This window comes from Winslowiella toletana, from assembly GCF_032164335.1.
Classification (GTDB): Bacteria; Pseudomonadota; Gammaproteobacteria; order Enterobacterales; family Enterobacteriaceae; genus Erwinia; species Erwinia toletana_A.
Genome location: NZ_CP134152.1, coordinates 3,176,076 through 3,199,043, shown reverse-complemented (window position 1 = coordinate 3,199,043; position 22,968 = coordinate 3,176,076). Strand labels below are relative to the sequence as shown.

21 protein-coding genes and 1 riboswitch are annotated in these 22,968 nt (G+C 53.4%); of the genes, 11 read left to right on the top strand and 10 right to left on the bottom strand.

Annotation, left to right across the window (positions count from 1 at the left end; all coding sequences use genetic code 11):
- Window positions 1-79: 79 nt before the first annotated feature.
- From folE to mglC, 6 genes are all read left to right on the top strand, one after another.
- The gene (gene folE, locus RIN69_RS15070) at window positions 80-745 is read left to right on the top strand and encodes a GTP cyclohydrolase I FolE (RefSeq protein WP_313852779.1); all 666 of its coding nucleotides are present in this window, start codon (window positions 80-82) and stop codon (window positions 743-745) included.
- 60 nt (window positions 746-805) lie between these two features.
- A complete protein-coding gene (yeiB, locus tag RIN69_RS15065; RefSeq protein WP_313852777.1) occupies window positions 806-1,966 on the top strand; it encodes a DUF418 domain-containing protein YeiB in 1,161 nt (386 codons plus the stop codon).
- 159 nt (window positions 1,967-2,125) lie between these two features.
- The gene (galS, locus tag RIN69_RS15060; RefSeq protein WP_313852775.1) at window positions 2,126-3,148 is read left to right on the top strand and encodes an HTH-type transcriptional regulator GalS; all 1,023 of its coding nucleotides are present in this window, start codon (window positions 2,126-2,128) and stop codon (window positions 3,146-3,148) included.
- A gap of 342 nt (window positions 3,149-3,490) precedes the next feature.
- Entirely contained in the window at window positions 3,491-4,486 is a 996-nt protein-coding gene (gene mglB, locus RIN69_RS15055; RefSeq protein WP_313852774.1) for a galactose/glucose ABC transporter substrate-binding protein MglB, read from the top strand.
- A gap of 58 nt (window positions 4,487-4,544) precedes the next feature.
- Window positions 4,545-6,065: a galactose/methyl galactoside ABC transporter ATP-binding protein MglA gene (gene mglA / locus RIN69_RS15050; protein ID WP_313852773.1), complete on the top strand. Its 1,521-nt coding sequence runs from the start codon at window positions 4,545-4,547 to the stop codon at window positions 6,063-6,065.
- Window positions 6,066-6,084: 19 nt separating this feature from the next.
- The gene (gene mglC, locus RIN69_RS15045) at window positions 6,085-7,095 is read left to right on the top strand and encodes a galactose/methyl galactoside ABC transporter permease MglC (RefSeq protein WP_313852772.1); all 1,011 of its coding nucleotides are present in this window, start codon (window positions 6,085-6,087) and stop codon (window positions 7,093-7,095) included.
- A gap of 96 nt (window positions 7,096-7,191) precedes the next feature.
- Here the strand turns inward: mglC and sanA are convergent, their stop codons facing one another.
- The 6 genes from sanA to metG form a co-directional block, all read right to left on the bottom strand.
- Complete coding sequence (gene sanA / locus RIN69_RS15040; RefSeq protein WP_313852771.1) at window positions 7,192-7,914, bottom strand: outer membrane permeability protein SanA; 723 nt, start codon at window positions 7,912-7,914, stop codon at window positions 7,192-7,194.
- A gap of 133 nt (window positions 7,915-8,047) precedes the next feature.
- On the bottom strand, window positions 8,048-9,745 hold the full coding sequence (locus RIN69_RS15035; RefSeq protein ID WP_313852770.1) for an NAD-dependent malic enzyme: 1,698 nt from the start codon (window positions 9,743-9,745) through the stop codon (window positions 8,048-8,050).
- A 128-nt stretch (window positions 9,746-9,873) separates the two neighbouring features.
- Window positions 9,874-10,764, bottom strand: coding sequence for a cytidine deaminase (gene cdd, locus RIN69_RS15030; protein ID WP_313852769.1), 891 nt, complete (start codon window positions 10,762-10,764; stop codon window positions 9,874-9,876).
- Between the two features lie 129 nt (window positions 10,765-10,893).
- Complete coding sequence (locus tag RIN69_RS15025) at window positions 10,894-11,586, bottom strand: CidB/LrgB family autolysis modulator (RefSeq protein WP_313852768.1); 693 nt, start codon at window positions 11,584-11,586, stop codon at window positions 10,894-10,896.
- Complete coding sequence (locus RIN69_RS15020) at window positions 11,579-11,971, bottom strand: CidA/LrgA family protein (protein WP_313852766.1); 393 nt, start codon at window positions 11,969-11,971, stop codon at window positions 11,579-11,581. The genes RIN69_RS15025 and RIN69_RS15020 overlap by 8 nt, the downstream gene beginning before the upstream one ends.
- 92 nt (window positions 11,972-12,063) lie before the next feature.
- A complete protein-coding gene (gene metG, locus RIN69_RS15015; protein ID WP_313852765.1) occupies window positions 12,064-14,097 on the bottom strand; it encodes a methionine--tRNA ligase in 2,034 nt (677 codons plus the stop codon).
- A 172-nt stretch (window positions 14,098-14,269) separates the two neighbouring features.
- Here metG and apbC point away from each other — a divergent pair, with 172 nt between their 5' ends.
- The gene (gene apbC, locus RIN69_RS15010; protein ID WP_313852763.1) at window positions 14,270-15,382 is read left to right on the top strand and encodes an iron-sulfur cluster carrier protein ApbC; all 1,113 of its coding nucleotides are present in this window, start codon (window positions 14,270-14,272) and stop codon (window positions 15,380-15,382) included.
- Window positions 15,383-15,422: 40 nt separating this feature from the next.
- On the opposite strand, the gene RIN69_RS15005 is transcribed toward apbC, so the two are convergent.
- On the bottom strand, window positions 15,423-15,848 hold the full coding sequence (locus tag RIN69_RS15005) for a GNAT family N-acetyltransferase (protein ID WP_313852762.1): 426 nt from the start codon (window positions 15,846-15,848) through the stop codon (window positions 15,423-15,425).
- Between the two features lie 198 nt (window positions 15,849-16,046).
- Here RIN69_RS15005 and mltB point away from each other — a divergent pair, with 198 nt between their 5' ends.
- A complete protein-coding gene (mltB, locus tag RIN69_RS15000; RefSeq protein WP_313852760.1) occupies window positions 16,047-17,126 on the top strand; it encodes a lytic murein transglycosylase B in 1,080 nt (359 codons plus the stop codon).
- A 71-nt stretch (window positions 17,127-17,197) separates the two neighbouring features.
- Here mltB and RIN69_RS14995 read toward each other — a convergent pair whose 3' ends face one another.
- Entirely contained in the window at window positions 17,198-17,530 is a 333-nt protein-coding gene (locus RIN69_RS14995) for an RcnB family protein (protein WP_313852759.1), read from the bottom strand.
- A gap of 213 nt (window positions 17,531-17,743) precedes the next feature.
- Window positions 17,744-17,844: riboswitch (TPP riboswitch) on the top strand.
- 32 nt (window positions 17,845-17,876) lie between these two features.
- On the opposite strand from RIN69_RS14995, the gene thiM reads away from it, so the two are divergent.
- The 3 genes from thiM (at window position 17,877) to fbaB (ending at window position 20,684) form a co-directional block, all read left to right on the top strand.
- Window positions 17,877-18,671, top strand: a complete 795-nt coding sequence (gene thiM, locus RIN69_RS14990) for a hydroxyethylthiazole kinase (RefSeq protein WP_313852757.1) — start codon at window positions 17,877-17,879, stop codon at window positions 18,669-18,671.
- A complete protein-coding gene (gene thiD / locus RIN69_RS14985) occupies window positions 18,668-19,468 on the top strand; it encodes a bifunctional hydroxymethylpyrimidine kinase/phosphomethylpyrimidine kinase (RefSeq protein WP_313852755.1) in 801 nt (266 codons plus the stop codon). The genes thiM and thiD overlap by 4 nt, the downstream gene beginning before the upstream one ends.
- A gap of 163 nt (window positions 19,469-19,631) precedes the next feature.
- A complete protein-coding gene (gene fbaB, locus RIN69_RS14980) occupies window positions 19,632-20,684 on the top strand; it encodes a class I fructose-bisphosphate aldolase (RefSeq protein WP_313852754.1) in 1,053 nt (350 codons plus the stop codon).
- Window positions 20,685-20,728: 44 nt separating this feature from the next.
- Here fbaB and RIN69_RS14975 read toward each other — a convergent pair whose 3' ends face one another.
- Together RIN69_RS14975 and RIN69_RS14970 are read right to left on the bottom strand one after the other, a co-directional pair.
- Window positions 20,729-21,415, bottom strand: a complete 687-nt coding sequence (locus RIN69_RS14975; RefSeq protein ID WP_313852753.1) for a GntR family transcriptional regulator — start codon at window positions 21,413-21,415, stop codon at window positions 20,729-20,731.
- 90 nt (window positions 21,416-21,505) lie between these two features.
- Window positions 21,506-22,951, bottom strand: a complete 1,446-nt coding sequence (locus RIN69_RS14970) for a mannitol dehydrogenase family protein (RefSeq protein WP_313852752.1) — start codon at window positions 22,949-22,951, stop codon at window positions 21,506-21,508.
- Between the last annotated feature and the right edge of the window lie 17 nt (window positions 22,952-22,968).

Genomic DNA, 22,968 nt, shown 5'->3' with positions numbered 1-22,968 from the left:
GAATACGCGCTCAGAAACCTGTCCGTCTGATGAATTGCTGCATTGGTCGGGTGAATCACCTGCTGGAGAAAACAATAAAATGGCTACGTTAAGTCAGGAAGCTGCCCTGGTTCATGAAGCGCTACTCGCGCGTGGACTGGAAACCCCATTACGCTCGCCAGCGCGTGAATTGGACGACGAAGCGCGTAAGCACCTGATTACCGGTCATATGACTGAAATCATGAAGTTGCTGAATCTGGATCTGGAAGATGACAGCCTGGCGGAAACGCCGCATCGCATCGCTAAGATGTATGTCGATGAAGTGTTTTCCGGCCTCGATTACGCCAACTTCCCAAAAATTACCGTGATTGAAAACAAAATGAAGGTGGATGAGATGGTGACGGTGCGTGACATCACCCTGACCAGCACCTGTGAACACCATTTTGTGATTATCGACGGTAAAGCGACCGTGGCGTATATCCCGAAAGAGAAAGTGATTGGCCTGTCGAAGATCAACCGCATTGTGCAGTTCTTCGCCTCGCGCCCGCAGGTGCAGGAGCGCCTGACGCAGCAGATTTTAGTCGCGCTGCAAACCCTGCTCGGCACCAGTAACGTCGCGGTATCCATTGACGCGGTGCACTACTGCGTTAAAGCGCGCGGCATTCGTGACGCAACCAGTGCGACCACCACCACCTCTCTGGGTGGTCTGTTTAAGTCCAGCCAGAATACCCGCCAGGAATTTCTGCGCGCGGTGCGTCACAGCTGATCAGCGATTGCTCTTCCCTGACTGCGGGGAAGAGCGTTAATTTCTTTACGGGAAGCCTGAATGCAACGCAATATCACGCTGGACTTTATTCGTGGTCTCGCCGTTCTCGGTATCCTGTTGCTGAACATTTATGGCTTTGGTCTTCCCTCGGCTGCTTATCTTAATCCCGCCTGGCAAGGGGTGCCCCCCGGACGTGAGATCTGGACCTGGGCCACGCTCGATCTGCTGGCGCAAATCAAATTCCTGACGCTGTTCGCCTTGCTGTTTGGTGCCGGGCTGCAAATGCTGTTGCCGCGCGGCAAGCGCTGGTTGCAATCCCGCCTGACGTGGCTGGCTATTTTCGGTTTTATTCACGCGGTTTTTTTCTGGGAAGGCGATATCCTGCTGGATTATGGCATCGTTGGCCTGATTGCCTGGCGAATGATCCGCGACGTTCCTTCTACCCGTTCGCTGTTTAATACCGGTGTGATGCTGTATCTGGTCGGCGTGGCGGTGCTGGTGGTATTCAGTATGATCTCCAGCGGTGAGGCCAACAGTTCCTGGCTGCCCGGTATTGCCGATCTGCAATATGAATCATTCTGGAAGCTGGCAGGCGGCTGGGAAGCGGTGCAGAATCGTCTCGATCATCTCTCATCGAGCCTGCTGGCGCTCGGCGCGCAATATGGCTGGCAGCTGGCCGGACTGATGATGATTGGCAGCGCATTAATGCGTAACGGCTGGCTGAAAGGCGAGTTCAGCGCCCGGCATTACCGCCGCACGGCATGGGTACTGATTGGCATCGCCTTTCTGATTCAGATTCCGGGTATTTTTCTGCAGTGGTATTTACGCTGGGATTTTCGCTGGACCGGCTTCTTGCTGCAGGTTCCACGCGATTTAGCCGCGCCGTTGCAGGCCATCGGTTATGCTGCGCTCTGTTTTGGTTACTGGCCGTTACTGGCAAAACTGAAAATCACCCGGGCTATCTGTTGCGTCGGCCGTATGGCGCTGACTAACTATCTGCTTCAAACTCTGATCTGCACCACGCTGTTCTATCGCTTTGGCTGGTTTATGCAGCTGGATCGCCTGCAATTACTGGCAATAGTGCCGGCGGTATGGGCGATCAATATTCTCTTCTCACTATGCTGGCTGCGTCTGTTCCGTCAGGGGCCGATGGAGTGGCTATGGCGTCAGCTGACCAGGCTGGCCGCCGGTAAACCCGCAGACAGTTCCCGCGCCGGATAATGACCGCCATCACAAAGGTTGCACAATTGTATGTAACCGTTTTCATCAGTGTGACCTGATTCACGCTGTTAACCGTTAACGCCTGACAAAATAGCCGACAGAAACACTTCAGATGTCGGAAAGAGCGATGCGATCAACTATTTTCAGGGTCAGGCGTTCATGATAACAATCCGTGATGTGGCACGTATTGCTGGCGTTTCCGTGGCAACGGTTTCCCGCGTGCTGAATAACAACTGTGTGGTGACCGCAGAAACGCGTGAAAACGTGTTACACGCTGTCGAATCATTGGGTTACCGGCCAAATGCTAATGCTCAGGCGCTGGCGACCCAGGTCAGTGACACCATTGGCGTAGTGGTGATGGACGTTTCCGATCCTTTTTTTGGTGCGCTGGTCAAAGCGGTCGATACCGTGGCGCAGCAGATGAACAAACATGTGCTGATCAGTAACTCATGGCATCAGGAAGCGAAAGAGCGTCACGCGATTGAAGTGCTGATTCGCCAACGCTGTAACGCGTTAATCGTTCACGCAAAAATGTTGTCAGATCGGGAGCTGGCCGATTTTATGGATCAGGTACCCGGCATGGTGCTGGTAAATCGTATTGTGGCGGGCTATGCCCATCGCTGCGTCTGTCTGGATAACGTCAGCGGCGCGCTGATGGCGACGCGGATGTTGCAGCAACAGGGGCACACGCGCATTGGCTATCTCAGCTCTTGTCATCCGATTGAGGACGTCGTACAGCGGCGCGACGGCTGGCAGCAGGCGCTGGCCGAGCAGGGCATTGTGCCAGCGGAAGGATGGATCGCCAGCGGCGAAGCCGATTTACAAGGTGGCGAGGCGGCAATGGTCGAGTTGCTGGGGCGTAATCAGCACCTTAGCGCGGTATTCGCCTATAACGACAGTATGGCGGCCGGTGCGCTAACCGCATTGAAAGATAACGGAATCCTCGTCCCGCAGCAGGTTTCAATTATCGGATTTGATGATATTCCTGTCTCGCGTTATACCGATCCGCAACTGACGACGGTGCGCTATCCTATTGTTTCTATGGCGAAACTTGCTACCGAGCTGGCACTTAAAGGTGCAGCGGGTCAGCTCGATCACACTGCTCAGCACTGTTTTATGCCGACGCTGGTACGCCGCCATTCGGTAGCGCAGCGGCAAACTGTGGAGCCGGTCACTAATTGAAGCGATTTCCTCATGTAACCGTTTTCAATTTGTGAGTAAATTCACAGTTAATTAACATCGCGCTCTCTATGATGACAGCGCAATGCAGGGGCTGAAACATAATGTAACGCGTTAATCATTCCAGCCACTGCGTCCAAATCTTTAGCAAAACAGTTCTGAATATCTATTACAGGAAGCATTACCGAATAAGGAAGTCAGGCTTGTGTTAACACGCCGATGGCTTTGCGTACCTGTTAATCACACCTACGCGTCGCCGATGGTTAATTACCGATTGTTTTAATCTGATCGCCTTAAGGTGACAGGCCAAAACGAAGAAATACCCTGCCAAAACCCGGAGATAATATGAATAAGAAGGTTTTTACGCTTACAGCCCTGGTAGCCAGTATGATGTTTGGTGCAACGGCACATGCAGCGGATACGCGCATTGGCGTCACTATCTACAAATATGACGATAACTTTATGTCTGTGGTGCGCAAAGCTATCGAAAAAGAAGCAAAAAATAGCCCGGACGTTCAGCTGTTAATGAATGACTCGCAGAATAGCCAGTCAACGCAAAACGACCAGGTAGACGTGCTGATGGCGAAGGGCGTAAAAGCGCTGGCGATTAACCTGGTTGACCCGGCGGCGGCGGCAGTCATTATCGATAAAGCCCGTTCAAACGATGTCCCTATTGTGTTCTTTAACAAAGAACCGACCGCCAAAGCGCTGGCCAGTTACGACAAAGCTTATTATGTCGGAACCGATTCGAAAGAGTCTGGCGTGAAGCAGGGTGAACTGATCGAAAAACACTGGAAAGCTAATCCAAACTGGGATCTGAATAAAGATGGTCAGATTCAGTTCGTGCTGCTGAAAGGCGAGCCGGGCCACCCGGATGCAGAAGCACGTACTAAGTATGTTATTGATACGCTGAATAAAGACGGCCTGAAAACTCAGCAGCTGCACTTGGATACCGCGATGTGGGATACCGCTCAGGCAAAAGATAAAATGGATGCCTGGTTATCCGGCCCGAACGGCAACAAAATTGAAGTGGTCATTGCCAACAACGACGCAATGGCGATGGGCGCAGTCGAAGCGCTGAAGGCACATAATAAATCCTCAATCCCGGTATTTGGTGTTGATGCGCTGCCAGAAGCGCTGGCGATGGTGAAATCTGGGGCGATGGCCGGTACCGTACTGAACGATGCGGATAACCAGGCGAAAGCGACCTTTGAGATGGCGAAAAACCTTGCGGCCGGCAAGCCTGCTGCCGAAGGGACTAACTATAAACTGGAAAACAAAATCGTCCGCGTACCTTATGTGGCGGTGGATAAAGATAACCTGTCTCAGTTCGTGAAATAAAATACCCGGGCGCAGAGTCATTCTGCGCCCATGCATGACTCTTTCAGCCAGGTAAATTATGGCCAGTGATAAAACCATACCGCAGCGTGAATTCCTGCTGGAAATGAGCAATATTAATAAATCATTTCCTGGCGTGAAGGCACTAGACAACGTTAATTTAAAAGTTCGGCCGCACTCTATTCATGCTTTGATGGGCGAAAACGGTGCGGGTAAATCGACGTTATTAAAATGCCTGTTTGGCATTTATAAAAAAGACTCGGGGAGCATCCTGTTTCAGGGTGAGGAAATCGATTTTAAAAGCTCCAAAGAGGCGCTGGAAAACGGCGTGTCGATGGTGCATCAGGAACTGAATCTGGTATTACAGCGTACGGTAATGGATAACATGTGGCTTGGCCGTTATCCACGTAAAGGGCTGTTTGTCGATCAGGATAAAATGTATCGCGATACTAAAGCGATATTTGATGAATTAGATATTGATATCGATCCGCGTGACAAAGTGGCGACGCTTTCTGTTTCACAGATGCAAATGATCGAAATCGCCAAAGCGTTCTCCTATAACGCCAAAATCGTCATTATGGACGAGCCAACCTCTTCGTTAACGGAAAAAGAGGTAAACCATCTGTTTACCATTATCCGTAAATTAAAAGATCGCGGCTGCGGTATTGTCTATATTTCGCACAAAATGGAAGAGATTTTCCAGCTATGTGATGAGATAACCATTCTGCGCGATGGTCAGTGGATTGCCACCCAGTCGCTGGAAGGGCTGGATATGAACAAGATCATTGCGATGATGGTCGGACGTTCGCTGAACCAGCGTTTCCCGGATAAAGCCAACGTGCCGGGTGAAGTGATACTCGAAGTGCGTAATTTAACCTCGCGCAGCCAGCCTTCAATTCGCGATATCTCCTTTGATTTGCATAAAGGTGAAATCCTGGGTATCGCCGGGCTGGTGGGGGCAAAACGTACCGATATCGTCGAGACATTATTTGGTATTCGTGATAAATCCGGCGGCACCATTAAGCTGCATGGCAAAGCGATTAATAATCACAGCGCCAACGAAGCGATTAACCACGGCTTTGCACTGGTCACCGAAGAGCGCCGCTCAACCGGGATCTATGCTTATCTGGATATCGGTTTCAACTCGCTGATTTCCAATATTCGTAAATATAAAAACAGCATTGGCCTGCTGGATAACCGCCGGATGAAAAGTGATACCCAGTGGGTAATCGATTCAATGCGGGTAAAAACACCGGGGCACCATACGTCTATCGGTTCGTTGTCTGGGGGTAATCAGCAAAAAGTGATTATCGGTCGTTGGTTGCTCACCCAGCCTGAGATATTGATGCTGGATGAGCCGACACGCGGTATTGACGTTGGGGCTAAGTTTGAGATTTATCAGCTGATTGCTGAACTGGCGAAGAAAGAGAAGGGAATTATTATCATCTCCTCCGAAATGCCGGAGCTGTTGGGGATTACCGACCGGATACTGGTAATGAGTAATGGCCTGGTTGCAGGCATTGTCGAAACCAAAACTACCACGCAGAACGAAATATTGCGTTTAGCGTCGTTACACCTTTAATGATGTAAGGGCTGTTACCATGAAAGCTGTTAATAAGAAAAATGCGCTCACCTGGTTAAAAGAAGGCGGTATTTACGTCGTCTTGCTGGTTCTGTTGGCAATCATAATTTTCCAGGATCCAACGTTCCTCAGTTTAATGAACCTGAGTAATATTCTGACCCAATCCTCAGTACGCGTGATTATTGCACTGGGCGTGGCGGGGCTGATTGTCACCCAGGGTACTGACCTCTCGGCAGGGCGTCAGGTTGGCCTTGCCGCGGTGGTTGCGGCTACCATGCTGCAGTCAATGGACAACGTCAATAAGGTATTCCCGGGCATCGGAACCATTCCGATTCCGCTGGTTATCCTGACGGTGTGTCTTATCGGTGCCTTTATTGGTCTGATCAACGGTATTATTATTGCTTACCTGAAGGTCACGCCATTTATTACCACTTTGGGTACCATGATTATTGTCTATGGCGTTAACTCGCTGTATTACGATTATGTTGGCGCCTCACCGATTGCCGGTTTCGATTCGGGCTTTTCTACCTTTGCTCAGGGCTTCCTGCGCTTCGGTGATTTTAAGCTCTCTTACATTACCTTCTATGCGATTATCGCGATTATATTCGTCTGGATTCTGTGGAATAAAACGCGCTTCGGTAAGAACATTTTTGCTATCGGCGGTAACCCGGAAGCGGCGAAAGTCTCCGGTGTTAACGTGTCGCTTAACCTGATTATGATCTATGCGCTGTCCGGGGTGTTTTATGCCTTCGGTGGGTTGCTGGAAGCTGGACGTATCGGCAGTGCCACCAACAACCTCGGCTTTATGTACGAGCTGGATGCGATTGCCGCCTGCGTGGTGGGGGGCGTTTCCTTTGCCGGGGGTGTGGGTACGGTAGCGGGAGTGGTGACCGGGGTGATTATCTTTACGGTGATTAACTACGGTTTGACTTATATCGGCGTTAACCCTTACTGGCAGTACATAATTAAGGGCGGCATCATTATTTTCGCGGTGGCACTGGATTCACTGAAGTACTCACGTAAGAAATAGTGATTGCTGGAGTTTAAAACGGGAGCCATTTTCGGCTCCCGTTTTAAGGGTATACAAGATGCAAATCCCCTGAACCACCCGGCTAACTTCCCGCCGTTATTTCTTTTCCCGCTTTTGCTGCAACTCCAGTAGCTGTTCCGGCGAAACGGCCGGGTAACTTTGCGCGTTTTCCGGCACTTCATGTACCGCCGGAATCGGCACCAGCGGCCCGAGAAAACGCGGCTCGCGCTTCATCAGATAGAGATCCGCCAGTGCGCCGAGCCGTGCACCCACTTCACGAAAACGAATTGTCAGCATATTTTTTGGTGACGGCACCGCATAACACTGCGCCTGAATGCCCATATGCAGGGCAATAAACAGCGCGCGTTCACAGTGGAAGCGCTGGGTAATAATGATGAAATCGTTGGTATCAAACACTTTGCGCGTGCGCACAATCGAATCCAGCGTGCGGAAGCCGGCAAAGTCGAGCACGATATCAGAAGGGGGGACGCCAGCGGCAATCAGATCGCGCCGCATCGTCATCGGTTCGTTATAGCTTTGCAGTGCATTGTCGCCGCTTAACAGCAGATAATTCACCTTGCCGCTGTTGTAAGCGTTGATCGCACCCTGCATTCGATAACGGTAGTACTGATTGACCCCGCCGGTGCGGTAGTACTTGGCGGTTCCTAATACCACACCAACCTGACGATGGGGCAGTGAAGTCAAATCGTCATAAACATAGGGCGCGGTCTTCCAGCTAATCCAGCGATCGAGGCCGAGCGCGGTCACTACCATCATAACCACGATGATAATCAGACCATATATCAAGCGTTTCAACATGCTCAGGGGCGCTCAGTCGGGCAGGTAACAGGATAATTTAAGGCTACTTGAGCCGCTGCTGTGAAGCAAGCACAGCAGCGTTCAGTCGCCGCATTTTTACCCATATTCGGGCGCAAACGCCCGATGCATGAGATTATATTGAGGTGCGGCGGTAATTACGGTACTGCGGAAGCCAGAAGTTGTTAGCGATCGACTTCGACAGCACATCTTCCGAAGTGACTACCGCAACGCCAGCCAGCTGCGCTGCTTTACCTACCGCCATGGCGATCAGTTTCGACACGCCCTGGATATCTTTGATTTCCGGCAGTACTGCGCCAACGCCTTCATTCGCCAGGGGCGAACAGTCAGCCAGCGTGCGGCTTGCCGCCATCAGCATGCTGTCAGTGACGCGGCTTGCGCCGGAAGCGATCACGCCAAGGCCGATGCCAGGGAAGATATAGGAGTTATTACACTGCGCAATCGGATAGGTCACCCCTTTCCAACTGACCGGTGAGAATGGGCTGCCGGTCGCCACCAGCGCTGCACCATCGGTCCAGGCGAGAATATCCTGCGGCGTGGCTTCAACACGTGAGGTTGGATTGGACAGCGGCATAACAATCGGACGCGGGCAGTGTTTGTGCATTTCACGAATAATTTCTTCACTGAACAGGCCAGGCTGTCCGGAAACGCCAATCAGGATATCCGGCCGCGTGTTGCGCACCACATCCAGCAGCGACAGCGAGTCAGTGCTGACATCCCAGCCGCTGAGATTTTCACTTTTCTGCACCAGTTTGCTCTGGAAGTTCAGCAGGTTTGGCAGTTTATCGGTCAGCAGGCCAAAGCGGTCGACCATAAAGACGCGGGCGCGGGCTTCTTCGTCGCTCAGGCCTTCAGATTTCATCTGGGCGATAATTTGCTCGGCAATACCGCAACCGGCGGAACCGGCACCGAGGAATACCACATTCTGATCGCGCAATTTGCTGCCGGCTGCGCGGCTGGCGGCAATCAGCGTACCCAGCGTGACCGCAGCGGTACCCTGAATATCGTCGTTGAAGCAGCAGACTTCATCACGATAGCGTTCCAGCAACGGCATGGCATTTTTCTGAGCAAAATCCTCAAACTGCAACAGCACATTTGGCCAGCGGCTTTTCACTGCATTAATAAATTCGTTAACGAAAGCATCATACTCTTCACCGGTGATGCGCGGATGACGCCAGCCCATATACAGTGGATCATTTAACAGCTGCTGGTTATTAGTACCGACATCCAGGACTACCGGCAGGGTGTAGGCCGGGCTGATGCCGCCACAGGCGGTGTACAGTGACAGTTTACCAATGGGAATGCCCATGCCGCCGATACCCTGGTCGCCAAGACCGAGAATACGTTCGCCGTCAGTCACCACGATGACTTTTACGTTTTGTTTAGTGGCGTTCTGCAGCATATCTTCGATATTGGCGCGGTTCGGGTAGGAGATAAACAGACCGCGGGCGCGACGATAGATTTCGGAGAAGTGTTCACAAGCGGCGCCGACCGTCGGGGTATAGATAATCGGCATCATCTCTTCGAGATGATTATCCAGCAGGCGGTAGAACAGAGTTTCGTTGGTGTCCTGAATATTGCGCAGATAGACGTGTTTATCGTTATTGTTTTTGAAGTCATGAAACTGGCGCCAGGCACGTTCGGCCTGTTCTTCAATCGTTTCCACGGTTTCTGGTAACAGGCCGCGAAGGTTGAAATCATTACGTTCTTCGATTGAGAAGGCGCTGCCTTTATTCAGCAGTGGAAATTCCAACAGAATAGGTCCGGCGTAGGGAATATATAACGGTCTTTTACTCTCGTACTCGAGTTCCATTTTAAAAATAGCCTCTGGCTCAATGATATTGTGTGCCCATGATCCTATGAAAAAAAGCGCAGAAGTACAGCTTTTGTTAATAATTGATAACAAAAGCTGCGAACTTCATCGAGGTATTGGGTGAAAGCTTACGCTTTTTGCAGTTCGACGTAGCGGATGTTCTGGCAGCCCAGCGCCTGAAGGGTGGCTTCCGTTGCCTGGCGCTGAATCAGCTTGCCACTGGCACGCTCTGCCAGCACCGCACGGCCAATCTGCGAGCAGCTTTCGCCGTGCATGTTTAACAGAATTAATGCGGCCTGAAGCGGCGGTAAGCTCGGGTTAAAGGCGGCATTTTCGGCATAACGGCCGGCATAAATCCTGCCGCTGAGGGTTTCTACGGCCACACCGCTGTGTGAATGGCTGTAAGGCGCATGACTGGCGTTGGCGGCTTTTATCGCCTGCTGTTCCAGCGCATCGCCACTGATGCTATAGCCGTGATCGATCGGATCAAGCAGCAGGGTTTCAATCGCCAGATCGCGTGGACCAAAGGCGTAAGGCAGGTAGTCGCCCAGTGTGGCAGGCTGGCGGCCTGGCAGACAAATGCGCAGGTCAGTACCGCTATTCAGTTCGTTCATAAACTGACGACAGTGGCCGCAGGGAGAATAGTTAACGGTAACCGCTTCCAGCGCGGTTTCTCCGCTCAGCCAGGCATGCGTCACCGCGCTTTGCTCGGCATGAACCGTTTGCTGCATGGTGGCGCCAGCAAATTCCATATTGGCACCAAAGTACCAGTTCCCGCTTTTGCCACGCGCCACCGCGCCGACATCGAAGTTTGAAAGCGGAGCGACGGCACAGGCGGCCGCTAACGGCAGCAGCGCCAGCGCCAGCGCATCATCATCAAGTGCGGTGTGCTGTTTAATCGCCGCAATCTGTGGCGCGCTAAAACGGGCGCTGAAATCATCAGCATCAAGAATTGGCTTTAGCGCAGTCTGTAATTCAGACGACAGAGCTGCAAAAGAGGGTTGAAAACGTGGATGCATTAAGTGCCTCTCATTGGCGTTGTTGGCTACGCATTTTACGGTGCAATCAGCAGGTTATATGTGATCTGCATCGCGCTATCAATGCAATCAATGAAAGTTGATGCTGAATTGCGAGATCTCTCGCAAGATTTAACTCAACCAGTGTAGTAATAGCGGGAAAATAAACGGTGCCAGCAAAGAAGTAATAATGCCGCAAATGACCAGAGCCAGTGAGCTGAAGGCACCTTCCTGAAAATCAATCTCGGCACAGCGTGCGGTACCCAGTGCATGAGAGGCGTTACCAATGGCGAGGCCCCGCGCCGCTTTACTGCGCACCCGCAGCAGGTTAAGCAGCATATGGCCGAATACTGCGCCCAAAACGCCTGCCACTAAAACGCAGATGGCGCTAATAGCGGGAATGCCGTGCAGTGAGTCAGAAACCGCCATGGCAATCGGTGTGGTCACTGATTTTGGCAAAATAGTGGCGGCGATTTCCGGCGTTGCCCCTAGCCACAGAGCGATAGCAGTGCCGGAAATCATCGCCGTCAGGCTGCCAATAAAGCAGACGCTGATAATCGACTTCCAGCGCGCCCGAATCTGATGCATCTGTTCATACAGCGGCACCGCTAACGCCACCACCGCCGGTTGCAGCAGGTGATTCAGCAGCGCGCTGCCCTGAAAATAGCGCGCGTAGGGCATATTAATCAGCAACAGCAGCGGAATAATGACCGCCATCGAGATCAGCAGCGGATTGAGCAGTGAAATTTTAACTTTTTTTGCCAGCAGGCGTGCGGCAAAGAACACCGCCAGCGTTAGCGGCAGTGACCACCAGATATCACTCATCGGCGCTCTCCTGACGCAGGCTGTGATCGTGCAGCCGCTGAGACGTCAGGCCGACCACCACCAACACAATCAGGGTACTGACGACGCAGGAGACAACAATCGGGCCAAACTGGGCGCTGAGAATCTCGGTGTAGCTCATAATGCCGACGCTGATCGGTACAAACAGCAGCGCCATATAGCGAATCAGCAGATGGCAGCCCGGCTTAACCCAGCTGACCGGCAGAATTTGTGACGCCAGTAGCGCGAACAGCAGTAGCATACCAATGATACTGCCGGGAATGGTCAGCGGCAGCAGAAATGAGATGCCGTTACCGGCATACAGGCAGAGGTAAATGATGGTAAAGGCGCGAAGATAACGCCAGCAGACAGATAGCACGCTGAGCATGGCAGGCTCCTGGGCAAGCGGCGAGTCTTGATTACCGAATGATGGGATCAGGGCAGGGAAGCCGTTTTCGGCTCCCCTGCTGATGACCTGGATTACTTAACCTGCTGACCTGGCTGTGCGCCGCTGTCCGGGCTAAGCAGGAAGATATCTTTACCGCCAGGACCGGCAGCCATCACCATCCCCTCAGAGATGCCAAAGCGCATTTTGCGTGGTGCCAGGTTAGCCACCATCACCGTCAGACGGCCTTCAAGTGCGGCCGGATCGGGGTAGGCCGCGCGAATACCGGAGAACACCTGACGGGTTTCGCCGCCCAAATCCAGTGACAGGCGCAGTAGCTTATCGGAACCTTCAACTAATTCTGCCTTCTGAATCAGCGCAATACGCATATCCACTTTGGCAAAATCGTCAAAAGTAATGGTGTCCTGAATGGGATCGTCTGCCAGCGGGCCGGTCAGTGCCGGTTTTGCAGCCGCCGCCGCGTCTTCTTTTGACGCTTCAATCAGCCCATTCACTTTGTCCATCTCAATACGGCTGTACAGCGCTTTAAAGCCGGCAATCTCGTGGCCGAGCAGCGGCTGATGAATACCTTCCCAGCTCAGCTCAACATTGAGGAACGCTTCAACACGTTCTGCCAGCGACGGCACTACCGGCTTCAGCCAGGTCATCAGCACGCGGAACATGTTGATGCCCATTGAGCAGATCGCTTGCAGTTCAGCATCGCGGCCTTCCTGTTTCGCCACAACCCACGGTGCCTGCTCGTCGACATAGCGGTTCGCCATGTCGGCCAGCGCCATAATTTCCCGGATGGCACGGCTGAACTCACGGCTGTTCCACGCTTCACCGATGCTGGATGCCGCATCGGTGAAGGTTTGGTACAGCGCCGGATCGGCCAGTTGGTCGGACAGTTTGCCGCCAAAACGCTTATTGATAAAGCCAGCGTTACGCGAGGCGAGGTTAACCACTTTATTAACGATATCGGCGTTAACTCGCTGGACAAAATCTTCCAGATTCAGGTCGATATCGTCAATGCGGGAAGAGAGTTTCGCCGCATAGTAGTAACGCAGGCTGTCGGCATCAAGATGTTGCAGCCAGGTGCTGGCCTTAATAAAGGTGCCGCGTGATTTCGACATCTTGGCGCCATTGACCGTGACATAACCGTGGACAAACAGGTTGGTCGGCTTGCGGAAGTTGCTGCCTTCCAGCATCGCTGGCCAGAACAGGCTATGGAAATAGACGATATCTTTGCCGATAAAATGATACAGGTCGGCATCAGAATCTTTATTCCAGAACGCGTCAAAATCGATATCGCCGCGTTTGTCACACAGATTCTTAAATGAACCTATGTAGCCAATTGGCGCATCCAGCCAGACGTAGAAGTATTTGCCCGGTGCATCAGGAATTTCAAAGCCGAAATACGGCGCATCGCGAGAGATATCCCACTGTTGCAGTCCGGATTCAAACCACTCCTGCATTTTGTTCGCTACCTGCTCTTGCAGCGCACCGGAGCGGGTCCAGGCTTGCAGCATCGCGCTGAACTCTGGCAGATCAAAGAAGAAGTGCTCTGAATCGCGCAATTCTGGCGTAGCACCGGAGACCACTGACTTCGGCTCAATCAGCTCGGTTGGGCTGTAGGTTGCGCCGCACACTTCACAGTTATCGCCATATTGATCGGCTGCTTTACATTTCGGGCAGGTGCCTTTAACGAAACGATCGGGCAGGAACATGCCTTTTTCCGGATCGTAAAGCTGCGAAATGGTGCGATTTTTAATAAAACCATTTTCTTTCAAACGGCCATAGATCAACGATGACAGCTCACGGTTTTCGTCGCTGTGCGTCGAGTGATAGTTGTCATAGCTGATGTTAAAGCCAGCAAAATCAGTCTGATGTTCCTGACTCATTTCGGCAATCATCTGCTCCGGTGCAATGCCCAGCTGCTGAGCTTTCAGCATGATTGGCGTGCCGTGCGCGTCATCTGCACAGATGAAATATGCCTGATTGCCGCGCATTCGCTGGTAACGGACCCATATATCTGCCTGGATATGCTCGAGCATGTGGCCGAGATGGATAGAACCGTTGGCGTACGGCAGTGCGCACGTTACCAAAATTTTTTTCGCGACTTGAGTCATAGTAGAACTTGCTTTCTTCTGGTTTGAAAAGGACTTCTGATGTTAACCGAAAGGCCGTCCCTGCGTAAACAAGGGGTTTGACGCACCGGGGGTAAAGCCGAATTTTCTTGCATCTGATATGATTAATCACAGGTCTGACTGACAATAACCATTAAGCTATCAAGGAGCCGGGATGAATTCACGATCCCAAGGTCCACACTCCCCTGACACCCTGCGCGCCATGGTGATGGGGGTGCTGACCGCATTTGAACATCCGACGCTACAGCGCAATCTGACCAGCCTGAAAGCGCTACATCATGTGGCACTGATGGATAACACGCTGCATATCGAGCTGGTGATGCCGTTTGCCTGGCAAAGTGGTTTCGAGCTGCTGAAAGAGCAATGCAGTGCTGATCTATTGCGCATTACCGGTGCCAGCGCGATTAACTGGCGTCTGCGTCACGATATCGCCACGCTGAAGCGGGTTAAAAATCATGCCGGCGTTAACGGTGTGAAAAACATTATCGCCGTCAGCTCCGGCAAAGGCGGGGTGGGTAAATCCAGCACCGCGGTGAATCTGGCGCTGGCGCTGATTGCTGAAGGGGCCAGCGTTGGAATCCTTGATGCCGATATCTACGGACCTTCGGTGCCAAATATGCTCGGCACTGAAGATCAGCGGCCTACTTCGCCCGATGGCACCCACATGGCACCGATTATGGCGCATGGACTGGCGACTAACTCGATTGGCTATTTAGTCACTGATGACAATGCCATGGTCTGGCGCGGCCCGATGGCCAGCAAAGCATTGATGCAGCTGCTGAATGAGACGCTGTGGCCGGAACTGGATTATCTGATTCTGGATATGCCGCCGGGTACCGGTGATATCCAGCTGACGCTGGCGCAAAATGTGCCGGTGACCGGTGCGTTGGTCGTGACCACTCCGCAGGATATTGCACTGATTGATGCGCGCAAGGGCATCGTGATGTTCGAAAAAGTGCAGGTTCCGGTGCTGGGCGTGGTGGAAAATATGAGTATGCATATTTGCAGCAACTGCGGTCATCACGAAGCGATTTTCGGCAGCGGCGGCGCGCAGCAGCTGGTGGAACGCTATGATACCCGCCTGTTAAGTCAGCTCCCGTTGCATATCACGTTACGTGAAGATCTGGATAGCGGTGTGCCGACGGTAGTACGCCGTCCGGACAGTGACTTTACCGCGCTGTATCGCCAGCTGGCGGGCGCAGTAGCGGCGCAGCTTTACTGGCAGGGTGAGGTGATTCCAGGGGATATTGCTTTCCGGGCTTTATAAACATCAGTCATATGAGGGGGGAGCATGCTCCCCCTTGCCTTTAGGGCAAAACAAAGTGCATCAACAGATACTCTCCCTGCGGACTGTCGCCGCGGGAAATCACTTTCCAGCCGTGCTGCTGGTAAAATTTGCACGCCGCCTGATTTGCCGCCAGACATTTCAGGGCGCCGGTCGAGCTAAAGCGCTGTTGCACCGCATGCAGTAATGCGCTGCCAACGCCCTGGCGCTGGGCATCCGGCGCAACAAATAGGCTGTGCAGGAAATTATCGTTGTCCAACAGCGCAGCAAAACCGAGTCGATGGCCATTTTGTTCAGCCACCAGAACCGTTTCCCCCAGCGTAATCGCATCAAAATCTTCCAGCCGCCAGTCACTGCTGTTCAGCCAGTGCCAGCTGGCCTTACGTGCGGCTAAAAACAAGGTGCGTAAAAACGGGCGGTCGGTTTCGGTAAAGGGGCGAATATGCACTGTTATCTCCTGAAAATGCAGCTGCGGGCAAAACTGACATCTATAATAGTGCATGGGAATTTGTTCGTGGTTTTGATTGCCGCTGGCACATTTGTAAATCTGGTAAAATTTAGCTCTCCACCTGCCGGATTTTATTGTACTCGGTACGCCGCAATGCTTACCATTTAACTCTTTTTGGCCCTGATATTGGGATTTTTAATGCGTTCTTTTGTCACGTTGTTACCAGTAATCACTTTACTGGCTGCCTGTAGCAGCAAACCGACCCCGCCAGAAACGCCGGCATCAGGTAACCCTTTCCGTGGCGATGTAAAGGGCGGTTTTGTCCTCGAACCCTCGCATGCGGTTCATCCCTTAGGCGGTGATTTTGCCGGCAATCCGGCAACCGAGCGCTTTATCAATAATATGGTCAGTAAGCACGGCTTCGATCGCCAGCAGCTGCATGATGTACTGGCGCAAACCAAACGCCTCGATTATGTGCTGCGGCTGATGGATCGTCAGGCACCCAGCTATGGGCCACCAACCGGCCCGAACGGGGCGTGGATCCGCTATCGCAATAAATTCATCACCCCGGATAACGTGCAAAACGGCGTAGCATTCTGGCATCAGCATCAGGATGCCCTGACGCGAGCCTACCAGGTGTATGGGGTGCCGCCGGAGATTATCGTCGGTATTATTGGTGTTGAAACGCGCTGGGGACGTGTGATGGGCAAAACCCGCATCATTGATGCGCTGGCGACGCTGTCATTTGCCTATCCACGGCGCGCAGAATACTTCAGCGGTGAGCTGGAAACCTTTTTGCTGATGGCGCGTAAAGAGCAGAAAGATCCGCTGGATCTGCGCGGCTCTTACGCCGGAGCGATGGGCTACGGCCAGTTTATGCCGTCATCGTTTAAAGACTATGCGGTAGATTTTAATGGTGATGGTCATATCAATCTGTGGGATCCGGTAGATGCCATTGGCAGCGTGGCTAACTACTTTAAACAGCACGGCTGGCAGAGCAACCAGTCAATCGCGATTCCGGCCAGTGGCCAGGCGCCAGGGCTGGAAACCGGCTTTAAAACGCGCTACAGCCCGGCAACACTGGCCGCTGCTGGCCTGCAACCGCAGGTGCCGTTGCAAAACAATCAACAGGTGAGTTTACTGCGTTTTGATATGGGTAAAAGCTGGCAGTACTGGTATGGCTTGCCAAACTTTTATGTGATTACCCGTTATAACCACAGTAACCATTATGCGATGGCGGTCTGGCAGTTGGGTGAGGCCGTGGCGCTGGCGCGCTAGGGCGTTCTCATCACTGAAACTATTCCCCACTGTGAGCCAGACAGTGGGGAAGCGTCAACCGCGTCGCACGGTCAGCGTTGATAGAAAATATTGCCATCGTAAGCTTTCAGCATTTTTCCGTCGCTGTCGCTAATCAGTACGTAATTCGATCCCATATAGGTCCAGTGACTGCCGGCATCCGGCGCTGGCAGATTACGCACCTGCCACTGTTTTATCTGATATTTATCACTGCGATAGAGCGCCGGAGCGGTGTCACCAAGGGTGTAATGGATAAAGTCAGCGGTAAATTCGGTGATTTCATACGACGGTTTTTCCGCGCCAGGCGTCACCACCGCCGGTGCCGCGAAACAGACGCTGGTGGTCGCCAGCAGCGTTGCCAGCAGCATTATTTTTGTTTTAGCCATACAGTCTCCAGTGAGTAAGCCGATTCCATCTGTCCGATTTCCTATCATTCCGTCAGTTACGCTTAACAGGCAAGAGCAAATGTGTGTTGAAGGATTACAGCAGCTTAACGCGTTATCCTTGCTGGCGAAAAATGACGATAAGTTTACAACTGAACAGCTGCGCTTTATTCTTATCAGCTGCTGGCGTAAGCGCCAGCAATTATAGCGTGAATTATCAATGACTCGGGGTGCCTGCTCTGTGAAGAAAAGGCTGAGAATTACCCGCTGAACCTGAACTGGATAATGCCAGCGGAGGGAAGTCAGATGCCTGAGTGCATCGCCTTCTTGATCGCCGGTTGGGAGTGTTATGAATCTTCAACCTGAGCCTGTTTCTGGCGCGTCCGTCGCCCAATCCCTCTCTCTGTTTCGTCAGCATGCGCCACTGGTGCACTGTATGACTAACGACGTGGTGCAAACCTTTACCGCTAATGTGCTGCTGGCTCTGGGAGCGTCACCGGCGATGGTCGTCGATGCTGAAGAAGCCGCGCAGTTCAGCGCTATCGCTGATGGCCTGTTAGTCAACGTTGGCACCTTAACCCGCGACCGCGCGCAGGCAATGCTGGCGGCCATTGATGCTGCTAATCAGTCACAGAAACCCTGGACGCTGGACCCGGTCGCCGTGGGTGGCCTGACTTTCCGCAGTGAATTTTGCCAGCGTTTGTTGCAACGGCGACCGGCGGCGATTCGCGGTAATGCCTCTGAAATTCTGGCGCTGGCGCAGCATGCCGTCAGCGGTCGCGGCGTCGATAGCTTACACGATTCCGCGTCAGCGATTGCGGCGGCAAAGCAGCTGGCGCAGGTCAGTGGCGCAGTGGTGGCGGTAACCGGTGCGGTGGATTACGTCACTGACGGCACACGCACGCTGAGTGTTGCCGGTGGCTCGCCGCTCATGACTCGGGTGGTCGGCACCGGCTGTGCGCTTTCTGCGGTAGTGGCGGGGTTTGCCGCGCTGCCCGGCGAGCGGATTCACCACGTTGCCAGTGCCTGCCGGGTGATTTCTGCTGCCGGAGAGCGTGCTGCGGCAGTGGCAAATGGGCCGGGAAGCTTTATTCCCGCTTTTCTTGATGCACTCTATCAACTTGATAAGGATGAATGGCTATGAAAAGGATTAACGCTCTGACAATTGCCGGTACCGATCCCAGCGGCGGCGCAGGGATTCAGGCCGACCTGAAGGCGTTTTCGGCACTGGGTGCTTATGGTGCCAGCGTGATTACCGCGCTGGTGGCGCAAAATACCCGTGGTGTGCAGTCAGTTTATCGTATCGAGCCGGAGTTCGTCGGCGCGCAGCTGGATTCGGTGCTGTCGGATGTGCGTATCGACAGCGCTAAAATCGGCATGCTGGCGGAGTGCGATATTGTTGATGTGGTGGCCGATCGTTTACAACAGGCGGCGCTGCCGTGGGTGATACTGGATACCGTGATGCTGGCAAAAAGTGGCGATCCGCTGCTGTCGGTAAAAGCGATTGATACTATGCGTCAGCGTTTATTGCCGCAGGTTTCCCTGATTACGCCGAATATCCCCGAGGCAGCGGCACTGCTGGATTGCCGCATGGCGCGCAACGAGCATGAGATGCAGGCGCAAGGGCGTGCGATGCTGGAGCTGGGCTGCCAGGCGGTACTGATGAAAGGCGGCCATCTCGGCGAGCACGAAAGTCCGGACTGGCTGTTCACCGCCGATCTTGAGCAGCGCTTTACCGCACCGCGTGTGGCAACGCGTCATACCCACGGCACCGGTTGTAGCCTGTCAGCGGCGCTGGCAGCGCTGCGCCCGCGCCATGAAAGCTGGCCAGCCACGGTTGAAGTAGCCAAACACTGGCTGCAGGGCGCGCTGGAACATGCGGATTCGCTGGAAGTGGGCGGCGGCATTGGGCCAGTACACCATTTTTACCGCTGGTGGTAGAGCGGTATACCAAAACGGCGATTATTACCTGCGAATCGTTCTGAAAAATGGAGTCAGCAGTTTGCCTTAAGCGTATGTTTTGGGCCAGGCTTTGTTGGGGCGGCGACAGTCGACCGGTCGGGCCGAAGAAATTCGGCCCATCACTTATCTTTCAGGAGTTAGCATGACGGACATCGTACAGTTATTGGGTAAAGAAGCTGATCAACTTCTGCAACATCGCTGCATGACCATTCCAGCCGAAAGCCTGTATTTACCCGGCGCGGATTATGTCGATCGCGTAATGATCGATAACAACCGTTCTCCAGTCGTGTTACGCAATATGCAAACGTTGTACAACACCGGGCGCCTGGCAGGCAGCGGCTATCTGTCGATTTTGCCCGTTGATCAGGGAGTAGAGCATTCGGCGGCGGCCTCGTTTGCGGCTAATCCGCTCTATTTTGACCCCAAAAATATTGTTGAACTGGCGATTGAAGCCGGTTGTAACTGTGTGGCTTCCACCTATGGCGTGCTGGCCTCGGTATCGCGCCGCTATGCGCACCGCATCCCGTTTTTGGTCAAGCTGAATCACAATGAGACGCTAAGTTATCCGACCCAGTACGACCAGACGCTGTACGCCAGCGTCGAGCAGGCGTTTAACCTCGGCGCGGTTGCCGTCGGTGCCACTATCTATTTCGGTTCTGAACAGTCGCGCCGCCAGATTGAAGAGATCTCTGCCGCTTTTGAACGTGCGCATGAGCTGGGAATGGTTACCGTACTGTGGGCCTATCTGCGTAATAACGCGTTTAAAAAAGACGGCACTGATTATCACGCCAGTGCGGATCTCACCGGGCAGGCCAACCATCTGGCGGCAACGATTGGCGCAGATATCGTCAAGCAGAAAATGGCGGAAAATAACGGCGGTTATCAGGCGGTCAATTTCGGCTATACCGATGAGCGCGTTTACAGCAAACTGACCAGTGAAAATCCGATTGATCTGGTACGTTACCAGTTAGCCAACTGCTACATGGGCCGTGCCGGACTGATTAACTCCGGTGGCGCGGCTTCCGGTGATACCGATATCGCCGAGTCGGTGCGGACGGCGGTGATCAATAAACGTGCCGGTGGAATGGGGCTGATTCTGGGACGTAAAGCATTTAAGAAGTCGATGAAAGAGGGCGTAGCGCTAATTAATGCGGTACAGGATGTCTATCTGTCGAAAGATGTGACTATCGCTTAACGGCTCTTCGGGCGGCGAAAGCGCCGCCCGTGGAAAAGTAATCGTTAAGGCTGTTCGAACCAGTCGCTGTTCTGTTCGGCAATCGGCGTAATCGAGAAAATCATCTGTTGTAAGTGGCGGCGCAGAGCATTTTCGGCGGCATCGGCATCGCCATCGACAATAGCCTGATAAATCTGCTGATGCTGTTCGATTAAACTTTCCGGTGGCGACACTTCACTCAGCGTCAGAAAGCGCACGCGATCCATGGTTGCTTTGATATTTTCTACCGTCTCCCACGCCAGTTCACAGCGAATGCTTTGTGCAATCAGCCGGTGAAATTCATCATCCAGCAGTAAAAATGCCTGGCTGTCATGGCGCTGAGCCGCCAGCCGCTGTAGCTGTAAATTGTGTTCCAGCTCGGCTAAGGCTGCGGGATCGGCTTGTGCTGCCGCGCGACGGACTACCGCCACTTCAACCGCCTCACGAATAAAACGGCCATCGGCAACGCGCTGCGCCGAAATTTTGCGCACAAAGGTGCCGCGTTGCGGCAGTACCTGCACCAGCCCGGCCTCTGCCAGTTTAATAAATGCTTCCCGCACCGGCTGGCGTGAGACATTAAAGCGGGTGGAGACCTCTTTCTCAGACAGCAACGCGCCGGGATGAATGGCGCAGGTGACAATGTCCTGGCGCAAAAAGCGGTAAATCTGCTGATTAACCGGTTCGCTGGCAGTAATAATGTAGGGTAGCGACATTCAGCAACATCCTTTTTGCGGCTAACGCAGTGGTCAACCGGGCTGTAAAACGTTCAGTCTAAACAGCCCGTTGCGCCAGCGCCAGCGCTTTTAATCGTGGCTAATCATCTGCCTTACCGTCTCTCTGGCACCCTGGGTTTGCAGCTGATGATAGAACTCGCCGATGCGGGCTGCCACCAGTGGACTGGCCGCCAGATCGCGGCCGAAAATCGCCTCCAGTGCCAGCAGTGCCTGAACGCGCGCCGGGCCATCCGGCGTGCTGGCAACACATTGAGCTAATTGTTCTTTTAACGGGTCGTTGATGATGATGGCGGCACCTTGTTCATCGACGCCGCTGACATAGCGCATCCAGCCCGCCACGCCCAGCGCCAGCAGGTCAAAATCACTGCCGTTGTTCAGATGCCAGCGGATACTGTCGAGCCAGCGCTGCGGCAACTTCTGGCTGCCATCGCTGGCAATCTGATAAGTGCGGTGTTTAATCGCCCGGTTCTGGTAACGGGTTATCAGTGAATCCGCATAAGCGGGCAGATCAACTTGAGTAATAGTGAGCGTCGGTGCCTGTTCGGCCAGCATCAACCGGCGGGCAGCGATCAGGTAGTTTTCATCTGCCATGCAGTCGCTGATATGCTGATAACCCGCCAGATAGCCGAGGTAGGCGAGAAAAGAGTGGCTGCCATTCAACATCCGCAGTTTCATCTGTTCAAACGGCAGCACGTCGGCGACCAGCTCTGCGCCGGCCTTTTCCCACGCCGGGCGGCCACTGACAAATTTGTCTTCAATTACCCACTGAAAAAACGGTTCACAGACCACGGCAACCTCATCGCGACAGCCCAGTTTGTCGCTCAGCGTGCTTAAGGTTTCTGGCGTCATCGCCGGTACAATGCGGTCGACCATCGTGGACGGAAAGGCTATATGTTCAGCGATGTATTTTGCCAGCGCAGCATCCTGCTGCTGCGCCAGTTGCATCACGACCTGGCGAGTCACCTGACCGTTTTCCGGCATATTGTCACAGGACATCACGCTGAACGGTGCCAAACCGCGCTGGCGACGGCGTTTAATCGCCGCAACAATCAGGCCGGGCAGCGACACCGGCGTATCGGGCTGGCTGATATCATGCTGAATTGAAGGATGTTGCAGATTCAGCTGGCCGCTGGCCGGCTGATGACAGTAGCCTTTTTCCGTTACCGTCATGGAGATAATCGCCACATCCGGCTGGCTCATCGCTTCAATAACGGCGTCAATGCCGTCGCCCTGCGCGTGCAGCGCATGGGTTACCACGCCAATCAGCCGGGTCGACAGGCTGTCATCAGTCATTTCGGTCACGCTGTACAACAGCGACTGCGCGCGCAGGGCGGTAATCAGCTCGCCGCTGTTGAGGTTTACTTCGCAAATACCCCAGTCGCTGTGATGATCGCTGGCCAGCAGGTCGCTGCACAGCGCCTGGTGGGCGCGATGAAAGGCACCAAAACCGATATGGACGATGCGGGTGCGCAGCGCGGAGCGGTCATAGTTCGGGAGCAGTTCAGCGGAGAACATAATCAATCCTTGTGAAG

Excerpts from the sequence above, each read along its gene's own strand:
- mltB (WP_313852760.1), top strand. The coding sequence starts at position 16,047 with ATGCGTTCTTTTGTCACGTTGTTACCAGTAATCACTTTACTGGCTGCC.
- mglA (WP_313852773.1), top strand. The coding sequence starts at position 4,545 with ATGGCCAGTGATAAAACCATACCGCAGCGTGAATTCCTGCTGGAAATG.
- thiM (WP_313852757.1), top strand. The coding sequence starts at position 17,877 with ATGAATCTTCAACCTGAGCCTGTTTCTGGCGCGTCCGTCGCCCAATCC.
- sanA (WP_313852771.1), bottom strand. The coding sequence starts at position 7,914 with ATGTTGAAACGCTTGATATATGGTCTGATTATCATCGTGGTTATGATG.
- galS (WP_313852775.1), top strand. The coding sequence starts at position 2,126 with ATGATAACAATCCGTGATGTGGCACGTATTGCTGGCGTTTCCGTGGCA.
- mglC (WP_313852772.1), top strand. The coding sequence starts at position 6,085 with ATGAAAGCTGTTAATAAGAAAAATGCGCTCACCTGGTTAAAAGAAGGC.
- mglB (WP_313852774.1), top strand. The coding sequence starts at position 3,491 with ATGAATAAGAAGGTTTTTACGCTTACAGCCCTGGTAGCCAGTATGATG.
- metG (WP_313852765.1), bottom strand. The coding sequence starts at position 14,097 with ATGACTCAAGTCGCGAAAAAAATTTTGGTAACGTGCGCACTGCCGTAC.
- RIN69_RS15025 (WP_313852768.1), bottom strand. The coding sequence starts at position 11,586 with ATGAGTGATATCTGGTGGTCACTGCCGCTAACGCTGGCGGTGTTCTTT.
- apbC (WP_313852763.1), top strand. The coding sequence starts at position 14,270 with ATGAATTCACGATCCCAAGGTCCACACTCCCCTGACACCCTGCGCGCC.
- RIN69_RS14975 (WP_313852753.1), bottom strand. The coding sequence starts at position 21,415 with ATGTCGCTACCCTACATTATTACTGCCAGCGAACCGGTTAATCAGCAG.
- RIN69_RS14970 (WP_313852752.1), bottom strand. The coding sequence starts at position 22,951 with ATGTTCTCCGCTGAACTGCTCCCGAACTATGACCGCTCCGCGCTGCGC.
- cdd (WP_313852769.1), bottom strand. The coding sequence starts at position 10,764 with ATGCATCCACGTTTTCAACCCTCTTTTGCAGCTCTGTCGTCTGAATTA.
- thiD (WP_313852755.1), top strand. The coding sequence starts at position 18,668 with ATGAAAAGGATTAACGCTCTGACAATTGCCGGTACCGATCCCAGCGGC.
- RIN69_RS14995 (WP_313852759.1), bottom strand. The coding sequence starts at position 17,530 with ATGGCTAAAACAAAAATAATGCTGCTGGCAACGCTGCTGGCGACCACC.
- RIN69_RS15035 (WP_313852770.1), bottom strand. The coding sequence starts at position 9,745 with ATGGAACTCGAGTACGAGAGTAAAAGACCGTTATATATTCCCTACGCC.
- folE (WP_313852779.1), top strand. The coding sequence starts at position 80 with ATGGCTACGTTAAGTCAGGAAGCTGCCCTGGTTCATGAAGCGCTACTC.
- yeiB (WP_313852777.1), top strand. The coding sequence starts at position 806 with ATGCAACGCAATATCACGCTGGACTTTATTCGTGGTCTCGCCGTTCTC.
- RIN69_RS15020 (WP_313852766.1), bottom strand. The coding sequence starts at position 11,971 with ATGCTCAGCGTGCTATCTGTCTGCTGGCGTTATCTTCGCGCCTTTACC.
- fbaB (WP_313852754.1), top strand. The coding sequence starts at position 19,632 with ATGACGGACATCGTACAGTTATTGGGTAAAGAAGCTGATCAACTTCTG.